We start from the raw sequence: 14,755 nt of genomic DNA on the forward strand, positions 1-14,755 counted from the left end.
TTATTTAAAATATTACTAGTTCTATAAATATAATACAATTAGACCTATATATAATAACACACAATTCTCTTTAGCTTTTATTAATTTTGTATCATATATCTATATGCCTAATGAAATATATTTCGTTTCTAAATAAGTTTCAAGCCCTTCTGTCCCTCCTTCCCTTCCTATTCCGCTCTCTTTCATTCCACCAAACGGCGCTTCCGCCATCGATGGTGCTCCGTCATTCCAACCGATAATGCCATACTCCAATTCTTCTGCAATGTGAAGCCCTCTTGCCATACTTTCTGTAAAGAAATACGCAGCTAATCCATAACAGCTATGATTCGCCCGACTAATCGCTTCCTCATCTGATTGAAACGAAGTAACAGGAATGACAGGCCCAAAGGTTTCTTCTTTCATAATGAGCATATCATCGGTCACATCGATTAGAACTGTCGGTTGAAAGTAATATCCCTTATCTACATATCCGTCGCCACCTACTCTTACAGTCGCCCCTCTTCTCGTCGCATCATCAATATGTAATTTTACTTTTTCATACGCTTTCTTATTGATTAATGGTCCAACTTGTACCTGTTCATCTAAGCCTCGTCCTACTTTTAATTTCGCAACCTTTTGTATGAGTTTCGTAATAAATTCTTCATAAATAGTATGTTGAACGTATACACGGTTTACACATATACACGTTTGACCTGCATTTCTAAACTTTGAAGCGATCACCGCATTGACTGCTTCATCTATTTTCGCATCTTCACATACAATGGCAGGAGCATGTCCACCTAGTTCTAACGAAAGATTTTGCATTGTTTCTGCACTTTGTTGCATGAGTAGCTTTCCAACTTCCGTTGATCCAGTAAAGGTTAGCTTTCTCACAATCGAGTTAGTTGTTAATTCTTTTCCGATCGCTTCAGCATCTCCTGTGACTAAATTGATCACCCCATCTGAGATGCCAGCTTCCTTACTTAACTCTATTAATTTTATAGCTGTTAAAGGAGTTTCTTCAGCCGGTTTAACGACAATCGTACAACCAGATGCTAATGCAGGTGCCATTTTCCTTGTTAGCATAGCCGCAGGGAAGTTCCAAGGTGTAATCGCTGCAACGACGCCAATTGGCTGCTTCATCACTTGAATTCGTTTATTCCTAGCACGTGAGGGAATACTTCGACCATAGATACGTTTTGCCTCCTCAGCAAACCATGAAATAAATGAAGCCGCGTACTCAATTTCACCTATTGATTCCTTTATTGGTTTACCCATCTCTTCTGTAATTGTTTTTGCTAATGATTGCTTATTTTGAAGTATTAAATCATGCCATTCCATGAGTAAAGGAAATCGTTCATGAGGCGTTTTTTTCGACCATGTCCTAAATGCCTCATTCGCAGCTACAATGGCATTCTTAGTTTCACTTATCCCGGCTTGTTTGATCGTACCAATGCACTCATTTGTTGCCGGGTTCATTACTTTCAATTGCGGTAGCTGCTCACCTAACCATTCTCCATTAATATATATCTTTCCTTCCACTACAATCACTCCTCCATTAATGCCTATTTCCCTTTTTTAACATTTCTAATCATCCTTTAAGAACATTTGTACAAAAACACCAAAAAAAGTTAAAAAACAACTTTTTTGGTGCTCTTAAAATTAGACCTTTTGAATGACCTCTTTAAATAGATCATACATCAACTTGTTTCAGCTGTTCTATCTGAATGGCGAGAATCCCATCTTTATTTTTACAGCGTATTCGTTTTTGTTGATATTCAATTTGCATAATGACAGTGATCGTTTCATGTAAATAGCCATCTTCCCAGTAAACGATTTGCAACGGTTCATGATGATACAACGAATATATCAATTTCCTCTCGATTTCCAGTAGCTCTTGTTCATCTAATTGTGGACGTGAGACTTTATTTTGCTCTTCTTTCCAATTAACAAGCTCTTTCTTATGCTCTGGTAAAACAAACTTCATTTCCCACAACTTATTTCCTCGTTGTAGTAACTCATTTTGTTTCATATCCATAAAAACGCCCCCTAAATATCGAAAGTATGTTCTTATTTTAAACGAACATACTTTCGATCGCAAGAGGGCATCATTACTTTTTGTTTATAAAGAATGCATAGGCGAGAAAGATTGAACATAATGATAGGACAAAGATGCTAAATGAGGTGATAGAATGAAAATTATAAGTTGGTATGCTAGACAAGACCGTCCAAATACGAAACAAGACCCAACTCCTAATACCTACTTTCGTCCAAACAAAGAACAAACCAAAAAAGAACATACATCTAAAGATAAAAAGAATTATGAACGAAAATGATAATCGACTTCAACATTTGCATGTATAGACAAATCTCCTGTTTGGATAGGTGTTCCTTCACTATACGCTGCTAAAACAGCAGGTGATCGATAAGGTTGAACAGGAGATTCCACCACTTCCACAACACGAGACGGAAGAGGCTGGAGCGTCGCACCCATCGTCGTAGCCATAACTTCAGCCTTCCTTTTAGCATTTACAAGAGCGTTACTCAAAGCTTGTTCATAAAGGGTTGATGGATCGCTTAATAAAAATGAGATCGAAACAATGGAATTGGCACCTGCTTCAACTGCTACATCGATCGCCGTTCCGACTAAATCTATTGAATCAATATCTACTTTTAATAAATGAGTCACACGATATCCCCGAAATACTTGTTTTCCATCAATAAAGTCATACTCTGGAGAAACGCGATACGTATCAGTCTGTATGTTTTCTTTTGAGATACCGAGCATCTCTAATTGATAAACGATATTTGCTATTCTTTCACTGCTTTCTGCTTGCGCTACACGAACTTGTTCATTCTCCGTCACACTTCCTAACAATGCTTGTGCTTTATTAGGAGTTCCCGTCTCAGTTGCTTGACCAAAAACCGTTATTAGTTGACCGTTTGTGATTCTTTGTAAAGAGCTCATATTCACCCTCCTCATTCAGTCTATAACGCTTATACATATGCTTTGGGCAACGATTGTATTCGTTACACCCGAGGGGATTTACAGGCAGAGTCTACCCATACTACTAATGCTCATAGGGATCCCCACTTTAAATTTCCCGAGAAAATTAAGTGGAGGGTCGTTCAAGACAGAAAGGTTTCTTTAAGAAAATGATACAAGCCATCCTCTTCATTCGTAAAGCGTGTCACCTCTTTTGCCGCCCTCTGCACGACATGTGCTCCATTTTTCATCGCAACAGGATAACCGACATACTCAAATAAAGGTAAGTCGTTTTCTCCATCTCCAACCGCTATTACTTGATCTCGTTGAATTTCAACATATTCAAGCAATTTACGGACACCTGTCGCTTTCGATATATTAGCTACAGTCACTTCAACATTATGATTAGTAGATGAAAACATTGAAAAATCATTGTCCTTCTGTAGTACGGAAAGCTCCTCTTTCCACTCATCCATTCGTAATCGATCCCGACTAAAGAAATACATTTTTATGACGTTTGAATACAGCAATTCATCGACCCATTGAATTTCTTTATTAAATTCCTCATGTCGAGAAAACCATTCATTTTCTTCAACAGAAGCAGGCTTTGGCTCCACTAAATGATCAAATAGCATTTGATAATCTTTCTTAAGTACATATCTCTGCCCCTGCGTCGGATGAACTTCATAATAAACCTGTTTCTTTCTAGCAAGAGATGCTACCTCACTTACGACTTGTTTTGGGAGGACATGTTCAACTAATTGCTTCTCACCAATCGAAACACTCATCCCATTCGCTGTCACAAAGCCATCTACTTTAAAGTCGCGAGGCAGCACATCCTGTGCTTCTTTCATCGTTCTTCCTGTTGCAATAAAGACATAGATGCCTTGTTGACGTATTTGCTCAACTATGTCTTTTAACGGCTCCGTTATTTCATTTGCATTAGTTAGCAATGTTCCATCCATATCTAGAACAATAGCAGCACTATTCATTTATCCTCCACTCCTTTCTATACATTTTCATCATACACGGAATGCACGTTTCTTGAAATCATAAAGTACGTTTAGTACACTTATCATCGTTAAGAAATCCCATCGAATGTAACTAGTCACTACTTAGTAAAGGAGTTTTTTTCATGAATGAAGTTGTACAAACGCTCACAAACCATCGTTCATTCCGAGAATATTCAAATGAAATGATTAAAGAAGAAGAATTATCAGCGATTATAAAAGCAGCACAATCTGCTCCTACATGGATTCATGGGCAGCAAGTATCTGTGATCGCCGTTACAGATATCGAACGGAAAAATAAACTAGCAAAATTATGTGGAAATCAAGATCATATTCGTCAAGCCCCTGTATTCCTTGTTTTTTGCGCTGATTTTCACCGTGCGAAAATCGCAAGTGAACTTGAAGGAGTAGCTTTTGAAGCAGTAGAAGACATTGACAGTGTGATTGTGGGCGCAACAGATGTTGGGATTGCCTTAGGAAATGCGATAGTGGCAGCAGAATCCTATCATTTAGGAACGGTATGTATTGGTGGTATTCGTAAAAACCCACTAGACGTCATTGAATTTCTTCAATTACCTAAGTATGTCATTCCGATCTCAGGTCTTTGTATCGGATACGGGCAAAATGATCCAGGGAAGAATTTACGACTACCAATTGAAGCCTTTTATCATAAAGAAACATATCATGCTGACCAAACTGCAATGGTTGAACAATACAACAAAAATTATGAAGGATTTACTAAAGAGCGTTCAAATGGACAAAGACAAACAAGTTGGACGAAAAGAGTAGCAGGCTTTTACCAAAACCATCACTATAATGGTAACTTTCCTGATATAGCAAAAATGTTACATCAACAAGGGTTCAAGTGTAAGGATTTAAAGTAATAATTCATAAAAATATGAAATGTTTAAAACTTCTGCTTGCGGGAATGGTTTACTATACCATTAACGAGGAGAGGATTTAAATGATTATAAAAGCTAGTGAACTTGAATCATTTTCAATGAAGGCAACCGATGGTCAGTTAGGAAAAATTGATGATATTTATTTTGAAGCAAAAACATTTAATGTTAGATACCTTGTCGGAAACACACGCACTTGGATGTTTGGTGGAAAAGTATTACTTCACCCAGAGTCGTTCCGCGCAACAGATTTACATGAAAAGCATATAAGCGTACAATTAACAAAAGAAATGATTAAAAACAGTCCGAAGCCAAGTGATGACGGACCAATCACATCCGACTTTGAGGATAGACTGTTCACTCATTACGGCTGGCATGTTGCACGTCCAATGGCAGGCCATGGACCAATAGAGAGTCATCCAACTGGACAACGCCCAATACCTCTTGCACCAGTTATAGACGATTTACCAACCGAGAAAGACGAAGATGAACAACTGCGCAAAGAGGATTCTAATCCACTTCGAAGTGTCGATGAAACGAGAGGGTATACGGTTCATAGTAAAGAAGGAAAAATAGGAAAAGTCGAGGATATGCTTGTATGTCCTGAAACCTGGAAAGTGAAATATGTAGAAATAGATATGGAGCAAGAACAAGAATCCCGACTTGTGGCGATTGAGTCTATTACAGAATTGAATGTCTTTGATCAAGCGATAACCATTGATGTCGATAAAGATATGGTTAGAGAATCTCCTACTTTTGAAGATACGATCATCTCTAAAAAGACCGTCGCAGCGATTTACGAGCATTATAGGCAATAGACTATAAGCCTACTGAAGAAGCACTTATGCCTCAGTAGGCTTTTTTTATTTGTTTAAATAGTCTTAAACCGAATAACGTCTTTTCACAATAAATAAGACATATACCAACTTCCTTCGAAAACATACGTTATAGCAAACAGCTATCATCTCCAGTGAAGCTATGAAAAGTCTCTATACGAAATCATTTAAACCATTTAAAGAATTGGAAACGGATTTCCTACCTTGCATTTACTCAATTAATGCATGAAAAAATGGTATGGTGAAGCAAAAAATAAAGAGTCGGAGCAATTTTTTGGATGATACAAATACAAGTCCATCTTCATGTCCATTAAACATTTGTACGAAAAAAATAAAAAAGGTATCCTTTAAGAATTAGTCCTTAAAGGATACCTTCATCTTGACTGATAGTTGCTACTGCATCGTCATGCTCGACATTGTTTGTTGATTCATGACAGGCGTAAAGCTTTGAGTCATAGCACTCATATCTTGTGGAGATAATTGAGGAACTTGATATTGATGTTGCTTATTTTGATATAAGAAAACCTCATAAGCCATCTCAATATAATTCGGCACCGTATCTGCTAACACACGACGTACAACAGGGTTAGTAACTTCCAACGAACTCATCGTTAGTATAGAAGCGTTTGATTTAATTAAACCTAGCATATGCCCAGCTATACCTTGGTCATTTATTTCTGACATTGATTGCTTCGGCTTTTTCGGCTGAGCTGGCTTGATCCCGTATGCAATTTGATTACTTTGTCTCATCATATATTTTTTCGTATGATGAGATGGATCCTGCCCTGTTTGGAAACATTCACATGTTATATTATATTGGTCAAGAATAAATGTATACTGACGATCTAAAATATCCATTAATTCTTGATCCTTTACATGTGTCCGAAACATCATATAAGAATCCAACACATTAATCATCCCAGTTAAAACCTCATGCAAATCGAAAACTTCATGACCACCATGGTTCATTTGCGGACTCATTTGCTGAGATTGAGTAATCGAACCTTGGGATGAATTCATCATATTTGCATTCATATTCATCGGATTCATATTTCCACTCATCTGCTGCTGGTGCATTAACCATTCCCCCAACTGTGTTTGATATGGTACATAGTTATTATGATTCTTAGAAAAACGTTTATAACTGGTAATAAAAGTGAGCATCTAAGTAAGTATGAATAAAACCATCGGTACATGAAAAACTAAAAAACATAAACCATTATGCTTATCCTTTTGTACTCTTTTTTCTGAAAGATAACATTTTTGAAAATAATTGACCAAAGGAGCATAGTCTCTGCTGTAAATGGATATTATTCAACAACAATAAAAGTTGAGCTATCATATATATAATTCGTACAGTGACTTTACGTACTTTAGAAGGCAATGCAGACTCTCAAACAAAAAGAACTGTTAAAAGGATGCCCTTTAACAGTTCTTCGCATGAATGAATCAACCTGTATTCACTAGTCCAGCAGCTACACCAGAGATCGTTAACAGCACTTCTGTTAACAATTCATCAGGTGCATCATCCTCTAACTCACGCAACTTCTTAATAAGATCAACTTGTAAAAAATTAAGTGGATCAACATAAGGGTTACGGCGTTGAACGGATTCTTTGATCGCAGGTGTATGCTCAAGTAATTCTTTATTACCCGTTATCTCAAGCAACACATTTCGTGTACGGTGATATTCGTCCGAAATATCATTAAAAATCCGTTCACCCATTTCCTTATCTTGAACTAATTGTAGATATTCTCTCGCTGCTGTTAGGTCAGCTTTAACAAGAGCCATTTGTAAATTATTAATTGTCGATTGGAAAAATGGCCATTTCTTATACATCGTTTGCAATAAAGCTAGGTTGTCTTTGCTAGCTGATGTAAATGCTTCTAAACCAGTACCAGCTGCGTACCACGCAGGAATCATTTGACGTGATTGCGTCCATGCAAACACCCAAGGAATAGCTCGTAAATCCTCAAAGCGCTGACTATTTTTACGACTCATAGGCCGGGAGCCGATATTCAACGCACCTAATTCTTTTAAAGGTGTTGCTTGATTAAAATATGTTAAGAAATCTTTGTCACCAAATACTAATGACTGATATTTTGCTAAAGCTTTTTTAGAGACTTCCTCAAGCGCTTCTTCCCAAGACTTTTCTCGGAAATGTCCTTGCTCAGAATTCTTTGATACTTTCGCAGATGCTTCTAACAATGCAGATGCGGCTTGTTCTAGATTACGATAAGCGATATCTCTTAATAAGTAACGAGAAGACAGTACTTCACCTTGCTCGGTAATTTTGACACCATCATTCAACGTTTCAGCTGGCTGAGAAAGAATACTGCGATTCAACGGACCGCCACCACGGCCTAGTGACCCTCCACGACCATGGAAAAACTTCAAACCTATATTAAATTCTTTAGCCATGTCATGGATTTCTTGTTGTGCTTTAAACAATTTCCAATTAGCCGTTAACGTTCCTCCGTCTTTACTACCATCAGAATAGCCAAGCATAATTTCTTGATGATCGCCACGTTCGTTAATATGGTTACGATACACGTCCATTTCAAATAATGTTTTCATAATAGCTGGTCCAGCAATTAAATCATCGACGGTTTCAAGCAACGGAGCTACATTTAGACCACTTTCAACCTTACCATCGGCATAAAGACGGTAAATGCCGGCCTCCTTAGCAAGAACTAGTACTTCAAGCAAGTCGCTCGATGCTTGAGTCATACTTATAAGGTAAACTTGAATTGAACGAGTTCCAAACTCTTTATGAGCTTGCTTAATCATATTAAATACTTTTAATACTTCCCTCGTTTCTTTTGAGTAATCCTCTTCTAATAAAAGTACGGGACGAGGTTCTGTTAATACACTCTCAAGAATCTTTAACTTTTCTTCTTCTGGTAAGCTTTTGTAGTCTTCTGTTATATTAACAACTTTTAATAATTCAGCAATAGCTGATTCATGCTCACCACTATGATTCCGTATATCCAATGTCGCTAAATGGAAACCGAAAAGTTCTACTTGTCTAATTAATTTACGAACAAGACGAAGCTTTCGCCCTGAAGGTTGATGCTTTTCAGCGCTCTTCTTAATTAAAATTAAATCATCTAGTAATTCTTCGGCATTATTATAACCCTTATCAGATTTTCCTACTTCACGAATTCTTTTCAACACTATCGCAAATTTACGGCGATATACTTCTGATTCAACAGGCCATAATTCATCATCATTCAAATAAAGTGATTCTTCCAACTCAACTGACTTTGCTAAATCATCGTTAACTGCTACTCGATAAGTTGAATGACTGAAACGCTTCATGATATCAACAACAGACTGTTCATACTTTTTAAGTACGAGATCACGTTGTAACTTTAATGTCTCCCATGTAATTTCTGGTGTGACATTTGGATTCCCATCTCGATCTCCACCAATCCAAGAACCAAAGTGAAGGAAATTAGGCACAGACCATTTTGCATCTGGATAGTATTCCTCCAATTTATCTTCTAACTCTTGATGAATATCAGGTAATGCGTCAAATAACGTTTGATCAAAATAATAAAGACCATTCTTCACTTCATCAATAACCGTTGGCTTACGATGACGCAATTCGTCTGTTTGCCATAATGCCGTCACTTCATTATATAAATCTTCATCTAACGCTTCTCTTTCCTTCTGCGTTAAAGTAGGGTTGTCGAATTGTTGTAAAATATAAGAAATTCGTTTTTGAATCTCTAAGACCGTTCTCTTAGTCGCTTCAGTCGGATGAGCTGTAATGATAAGTTCAATAGATAGATCATCGATCACCTTTTGAACGTATTCTTCTGAAAACCCATGCTCTTTAATCGCCGCAACAGCACTTTCAATCGATACTGGTTGGATGACTCCATTTTCCTGTATTTGATATTGTCTACGTCTACGGATGCGGTGATTTTGTTCCGCAATGTTAACTAAGTGAAAATAAACTGAAAACGCACGAATGACATTTTGGCGTACAGGTGGCTGTAATGTTTGAATTTCTTCCTTTAGCTTTTTGTATAAATCCTCATCATGGTTTTTACGAAGATTTTTAGTCGAATCACGTATTAGTTCCACCTTATTAAATAAGTCTATCCCACCATGGTGAACTAGAATCTCTCCAAGGATATTACCTAACTTCTTTACATCATTTCTCAATTGTAAATGACTATCTGTAACATCAATCATCAAATCATCTCCTTATCCAAAAACTGTTCCCTTATTTTATGTATGCAAACCTAAAATTCAGGGACTCTCTCAGACCCACACGGACACATTAAGTCCCGTTGGTGACTACACTATGTAATCACACTACTATTGATAGTATCATAACTAGAAGAATTCAGGCAAATATTTTCTGACAATTCGACAAGATCCATCCGCTTCTCATTAGAAAAAAACAACTTCTCTCCTTTTGTATCTAGAAAGCAAAAAGTAGGTTTGTTCCAAAAGCTATCCGTTTTAGAACAAACCTAACATTTTCAACGTAAGTTGTATAGTTAAAACCTTTTTTATTTCTCAAGTTTTTTCTTACGAGGATTGAAAAATAAACCTAATTCTTTCTTTTCTCTTGCTAATGAACGGTACAAAGAAATCATCATCAATAGCATAATAAAAGAGAAGGGTAACGCTGCAATAATGAGGGCATTTTGTAGCGCTTGTAAACCGCCACTATATAACAAAATGACCGCTACCGCTGATTGAGCAACTCCCCATGTCAATTTAACTGAATTAGCTGGGGTTAAAGATCCATTAGTTGTTTGCATACCAAGAACAAATGTAGCTGAATCAGCAGAAGTGATAAAAAAGGTAGTAATTAATGTGATCGCAATAACTGATAAAGTTGTTGAAAGAGGCAATTCATTAAAGACTGCAAACAGAACTTCTTCAGTTGCAAATTGTGACAAGTCTACACCAACGCTTTGAATATTGATTGCGGCTGTACCAAACACCGAAAACCATAAAAAGCTTACAAGTGCTGGAAGCAACAGAACACCAATAATAAACTCTCGAATCGTTCTTCCTCTTGAAACACGTGCAATAAATATTCCGACAAATGGAGACCATGAAATCCACCAAGCCCAATAAAAGATCGTCCAACCATTGATCCAACCTCTATGCTCTTCATTTAAAGGCGCAATTCGAAAACTCATGCGCACTATACTCTGTAAATATGTTCCAATCGTATCGGTAAATATATTTAAGCTTAAAATTGTAGGACCTAGTATGAATACAAACAAAAATAAAAGAACAGCTAATAACATATTTGTGTTACTTAAATAACGAATCCCTCTGCTTATCCCTGTCCATGCAGAGAGCATAAAGAGAACAGTTACTATTGCAATTATAATAAATTGAATGAGTACACTATTTGGAATTCCAAATAAATAGGACAAACCACCATTTATTTGAGCAGCACCAAATCCTAGCGTTGTTGCAACTCCAACCACAGTAGCAAATACTGCTAATACATCAACTAAATTTCCTAACCAACCTTCCATGCTCTTTCCGAGTACCGGCTTTAATGTTGCGGAAATTAGACCTGGTTCATCCTTACGAAATTTATAATATCCTAAAGCAAGTGCTACAATGGCGTAAATGGCCCATGCGTGAACTCCCCAATGAAAAAAAGTATACCTCATCCCTTCTTTAAAAGCTTCATTAGTCGAGCCTTCTGCTAAAGGGGGTATCAAATAATGCGATAACGGTTCAGCAGTCCCCCAGAAAACTAACCCAATACCCATTCCTGCACTAAATAGCATAGCAAACCACGTTCTTTTTGAATATTCTGGTTGTTCATCCGCCTTCCCAAGCTTAATAGCTCCAACAGGACTAAAAATTAAAAAGATACAAAAAATCACAATGACTGTTACAAGTATTAAATAATACCAACCAAGCCCTGAAGTAATAATGGCCTGTACATTCCCTGTCAATTTCTCAAAACGATTTGGAGCCGCTACTCCAAATATAACGGCAGAAAATACAATTGCAATAGTTATCCAAAATACATTTGATATTTTATTCAAGTTACTTCCCCCTCGTTTATTTAACTTTTTTCCATAAAATTGATCAGCTTGCTTCATTTTCTTATCGCTGTACTAAGTAATTTGCCCAGTTTTTCCGAGACATACTACCTTATTTAAAAAGAATTCATCTTGATCCATCTTGCCTGTCGACAAAGTCTCACAAAAGAGAGACTATTTGGTGCTTAAAGAGCGTTCCCATGATAGTTCGCTTCAAATCCGCTCTATATTCCTCTGACAAAAAAAACAAGTATTGATTCAGCATCATAGAACTTTCAAACAAAAAAGAACTCGAATCCAAAATGATCCGAGTTCTTAGACAATACATACAGAAAAAGACATTATAGTGTTTCTTTTTTATAGACATTATTATAATAAAGTAAGGTATAACGCTCACGAAGGAGATGTGCTTCTTGAAGGCTATTATCAACTATACGTTGTGAAATCCCTAAATCAGCTGGTGTTGTTTTCCCACCTACTCGATTTATTAAGTCCTGCAATTTAGTTGGTTCTATTAATCCTTGCAAAAGCTTTTTAATTTTCGCTTCATTCTCACTTGCTATGATTCCATCTCCAGTAAAAGAATAATTCAAGTATTTCTTATATAAAGAAGCAATGACTATCGTTGCAGCTCCAACTTTTGCACCGTGAAGAAGCTGCTTCCTTCCCTCTTTCAAAAATTCCATTTCCCAATAATGTGAGAGGTGATGCTCAGCACCAGAAGCGGGATGCGACTTTCCGAAAAGAAGCATAGCAAGTCCAGAGAGAATTAATGCCTCCATTAATACCTTAATCCCCTTCTCCTGACCCTCAGCAATGAAATCGACATTCTCTACACAACTGATTAATGCTTGCTCAGTTGCCTCAAAAACAACCGGACAAAATGGTTCTCCTTTAACGATGTAACCAAACTGCCAATCAAAAAGGGACGTTACTTTACCAAGAACATCACCAAATCCAGCTGCTACCATAGATTTAGGTGCACTCATTAACACATCAATATCAGCAAAAACGGCTATAGGCGCTTGCGTTTGAAACGTTACTTTCACACCATTTTGAACAATAGGAGCACCCATAGAATTAAACCAATCAACAGAAGGTGCTGTAGGAATTGAGATGAATGGAGTTTTCATTTTATAACTGACAAAACGAGTTACATCATGAATGGTTCCAGCACCAATAGCAACAAAAGCTTCAACATCAATAGACGCTTCAATTAATAGCTGCCCTAGCACCTTTTCATCTGCGATTACATCGCCTTGATGATCGGCTTGCATTTTACAAGTTTCATACTGCACGTTCGTTTGATCAAGTAATTTCAGAAAAGCATCCCCTGCTACTGCTTTTGTTCTCTCATCATATACAATCATTACTTTCAAAAATCGATTTTCTATAAAAGTACGCTTTCTGAAAAACATCTTTTCCAATTTGAATATCCTCAATCGGAATATGATAATGGTTATTACCACAATCACATACTTTAGACTTATCACTTAATGTTTCCAACATCTTTTTCATTTCAAGCAGGCCTTGTAAGCCCTTCCACCTTTCATGAAAATTATGTAAATCTATAACTCCCAATTCAAAAAGACCACAAAAAAGAAAGGAATCGATGGCACTGAAAACGTTAGGTTATAACTTTTTCTGTGCCATCCGTAATGTCTCTTTTTAAGCGGCCTTTACACAATGGTTACTTTTAAAAAACGACAAACCTAATAACTATCTTTCATCATCACGAACTGGGACATTGAAATGAGGAAAGCCATTCTTATCATAACTAAACACTTGGGCGCGAGTATGACGATTAGGGTCATACAGAGGGTCCCCTTCAATCTCCTTATAATTTCTCGCATGATAAATTAGTACGTCATTTTTTCCATCTTCTGAAGTTGTAAAGCTGTTATGTCCTGGACCATACTGTCCAGTTTCTTCATTTGTTTTAAAGACTGGTTCAGGTAGCTTAAGCCAGGATTTCGGATCAAGTAAATCACTGTCTTCATCTGCAACTAACAAACCCATACAATAATTATAATCTGTTGCACTTCCAGAAAAGGTCATAAATATCTTGCCATTTCGTTTTAAAACAGCTGCCCCTTCATTTACAAGAAAGCCAATTTTCTCCCATTCGTATTCAGGAGTGGCAATCATGACTTGCTCCCCTTTTAACGTCCAAGCATTTTCCATTTCTGAAATATATAAATTAGAATTTCCTTCAATGTCAGGATCTTTTTGTGCCCAAACGTAATACCGTACTCCTTTATGTTCAAAAGATGTAGCATCTAAGGCAAAGCTTTCCCATTTCGTCTTCACTTGTCCCTTTTCGATCCACTCACCCTCAAGTGGGTTTTTAGCTTCATTTTCTAGAGCGAACATACGGTGATCGAACAATCCTTCTTTCGTTTCAGTTGTTCGAGCTGCTGCAAAATAAATATACCATTTTCCATCAATATAATGAATTTCTGGAGCCCAAATGTTCGCACTCATCATTCCTGTTTCATGCTTTCTCCAAGCTACAACAGGCTCTGCTTCTCTCAATCCATTAATCGTTTTAGCTCTACGAAGCTCAATGCGGTCATACTCTGGAACAGAAGCAGTAAAATAATAATAACCGTCCTCATGCTTATATACCCATGGATCGGCACGCTGTTCAACTAGTGGATTTTTATAATGTTGTGTTTTCATTTCCCTTCATCCTCCTACAAGTCATTAAATATTAATTAAATTACTAAAACATTAATCATACGAACAAAAAAATATATTGTTAACTAATATTCATTGTTGTACGTACAATAATAGTTTATACGTTTTTTTGCTTATTTACAAGATAATCAGTAAAAAAATTACTATGCTCAGTTCTCTTTATAACAAGTCTTGAAAAGTAACTATCCGCCGGTAGAACCGGCGGTTTTAATTTCGCCCTATAAGGGCACTTTACTGACTGCCCCCTAAAGGGGACTCTAAACTGACCGTCAACCGTTCACTTCTATTACTTATCTTTAAATGG

At 37.0% G+C, this 14,755-nt stretch carries 12 protein-coding genes; 3 read left to right on the forward strand and 9 right to left on the reverse strand.

What is annotated here, in order from left to right:
* Positions 1-99 precede the first annotated feature (99 nt).
* Entirely contained in the window at positions 100-1,521 is a 1,422-nt protein-coding gene (locus tag MW695_RS12645; protein WP_308446088.1) for an NAD-dependent succinate-semialdehyde dehydrogenase, read from the reverse strand.
* A gap of 151 nt (positions 1,522-1,672) precedes the next feature.
* Positions 1,673-2,017 carry a YolD-like family protein gene (locus MW695_RS12650; protein WP_247105710.1) on the reverse strand — a complete coding sequence of 115 codons (345 nt, stop codon included), beginning with the start codon at positions 2,015-2,017 and terminating at the stop codon, positions 1,673-1,675.
* A 154-nt stretch (positions 2,018-2,171) separates the two neighbouring features.
* On the opposite strand from MW695_RS12650, the gene MW695_RS12655 reads away from it, so the two are divergent.
* A complete protein-coding gene (locus MW695_RS12655) occupies positions 2,172-2,315 on the forward strand; it encodes a hypothetical protein (RefSeq protein WP_247105711.1) in 144 nt (47 codons plus the stop codon).
* Here the strand turns inward: MW695_RS12655 and MW695_RS12660 are convergent.
* Both MW695_RS12660 and MW695_RS12665 read right to left on the reverse strand, forming a co-directional pair.
* Complete coding sequence (locus tag MW695_RS12660) at positions 2,300-2,947, reverse strand: SIMPL domain-containing protein (protein WP_247105712.1); 648 nt, start codon at positions 2,945-2,947, stop codon at positions 2,300-2,302. The two genes, MW695_RS12655 and MW695_RS12660, sit on opposite strands and share 16 nt — an antisense overlap.
* Before the next feature lie 161 nt (positions 2,948-3,108).
* Positions 3,109-3,957, reverse strand: coding sequence for a Cof-type HAD-IIB family hydrolase (locus tag MW695_RS12665; protein WP_247105713.1), 849 nt, complete (start codon positions 3,955-3,957; stop codon positions 3,109-3,111).
* Positions 3,958-4,100: 143 nt separating this feature from the next.
* Between MW695_RS12665 and MW695_RS12670 the strand changes: the two genes are divergently transcribed.
* Both MW695_RS12670 and MW695_RS12675 read left to right on the forward strand, forming a co-directional pair.
* Positions 4,101-4,859, forward strand: a complete 759-nt coding sequence (locus MW695_RS12670) for an NADPH-dependent oxidoreductase (RefSeq protein WP_247105714.1) — start codon at positions 4,101-4,103, stop codon at positions 4,857-4,859.
* A gap of 80 nt (positions 4,860-4,939) precedes the next feature.
* Positions 4,940-5,692 carry a hypothetical protein gene (locus tag MW695_RS12675; protein ID WP_247105715.1) on the forward strand — a complete coding sequence of 251 codons (753 nt, stop codon included), beginning with the start codon at positions 4,940-4,942 and terminating at the stop codon, positions 5,690-5,692.
* A gap of 411 nt (positions 5,693-6,103) precedes the next feature.
* Here MW695_RS12675 and MW695_RS12680 read toward each other — a convergent pair whose 3' ends face one another.
* The 5 genes from MW695_RS12680 to MW695_RS12700 form a co-directional block, all read right to left on the reverse strand.
* Positions 6,104-6,730, reverse strand: coding sequence for a spore coat protein (locus MW695_RS12680; RefSeq protein ID WP_247105728.1), 627 nt, complete (start codon positions 6,728-6,730; stop codon positions 6,104-6,106).
* 429 nt (positions 6,731-7,159) lie between these two features.
* Positions 7,160-9,916, reverse strand: coding sequence for a phosphoenolpyruvate carboxylase (gene ppc, locus MW695_RS12685; protein WP_247105716.1), 2,757 nt, complete (start codon positions 9,914-9,916; stop codon positions 7,160-7,162).
* A 323-nt stretch (positions 9,917-10,239) separates the two neighbouring features.
* Complete coding sequence (locus tag MW695_RS12690; protein WP_247105717.1) at positions 10,240-11,754, reverse strand: glycine betaine uptake BCCT transporter; 1,515 nt, start codon at positions 11,752-11,754, stop codon at positions 10,240-10,242.
* A 338-nt stretch (positions 11,755-12,092) separates the two neighbouring features.
* Positions 12,093-13,169, reverse strand: a complete 1,077-nt coding sequence (locus MW695_RS12695; RefSeq protein ID WP_247105729.1) for a sn-glycerol-1-phosphate dehydrogenase — start codon at positions 13,167-13,169, stop codon at positions 12,093-12,095.
* 301 nt (positions 13,170-13,470) lie between these two features.
* On the reverse strand, positions 13,471-14,433 hold the full coding sequence (locus tag MW695_RS12700; RefSeq protein ID WP_247105718.1) for a glycoside hydrolase family 43 protein: 963 nt from the start codon (positions 14,431-14,433) through the stop codon (positions 13,471-13,473).
* Positions 14,434-14,755: the final 322 nt, after the last annotated feature.

The organism is Halalkalibacter sp. APA_J-10(15) (assembly GCF_023017105.1).
In the GTDB taxonomy this organism is placed as follows: domain Bacteria; phylum Bacillota; class Bacilli; order Bacillales; family Bacillaceae_D; genus Halalkalibacter.

What these genes read in the sequence shown, in the direction of transcription:
- MW695_RS12650 (WP_247105710.1), bottom strand. Translation starts at nt 2,017, where the DNA reads ATGGATATGAAACAAAATGAGTTACTACAACGAGGAAATAAGTTGTGG.
- MW695_RS12655 (WP_247105711.1), top strand. Translation starts at nt 2,172, where the DNA reads ATGAAAATTATAAGTTGGTATGCTAGACAAGACCGTCCAAATACGAAA.
- MW695_RS12660 (WP_247105712.1), bottom strand. Translation starts at nt 2,947, where the DNA reads ATGAGCTCTTTACAAAGAATCACAAACGGTCAACTAATAACGGTTTTT.
- MW695_RS12665 (WP_247105713.1), bottom strand. Translation starts at nt 3,957, where the DNA reads ATGAATAGTGCTGCTATTGTTCTAGATATGGATGGAACATTGCTAACT.
- MW695_RS12670 (WP_247105714.1), top strand. Translation starts at nt 4,101, where the DNA reads ATGAATGAAGTTGTACAAACGCTCACAAACCATCGTTCATTCCGAGAA.
- MW695_RS12675 (WP_247105715.1), top strand. Translation starts at nt 4,940, where the DNA reads ATGATTATAAAAGCTAGTGAACTTGAATCATTTTCAATGAAGGCAACC.
- MW695_RS12680 (WP_247105728.1), bottom strand. Translation starts at nt 6,730, where the DNA reads ATGAATTCATCCCAAGGTTCGATTACTCAATCTCAGCAAATGAGTCCG.
- ppc (WP_247105716.1), bottom strand. Translation starts at nt 9,916, where the DNA reads ATGATTGATGTTACAGATAGTCATTTACAATTGAGAAATGATGTAAAG.
- MW695_RS12695 (WP_247105729.1), bottom strand. Translation starts at nt 13,169, where the DNA reads ATGTTTTTCAGAAAGCGTACTTTTATAGAAAATCGATTTTTGAAAGTA.
- MW695_RS12700 (WP_247105718.1), bottom strand. Translation starts at nt 14,433, where the DNA reads ATGAAAACACAACATTATAAAAATCCACTAGTTGAACAGCGTGCCGAT.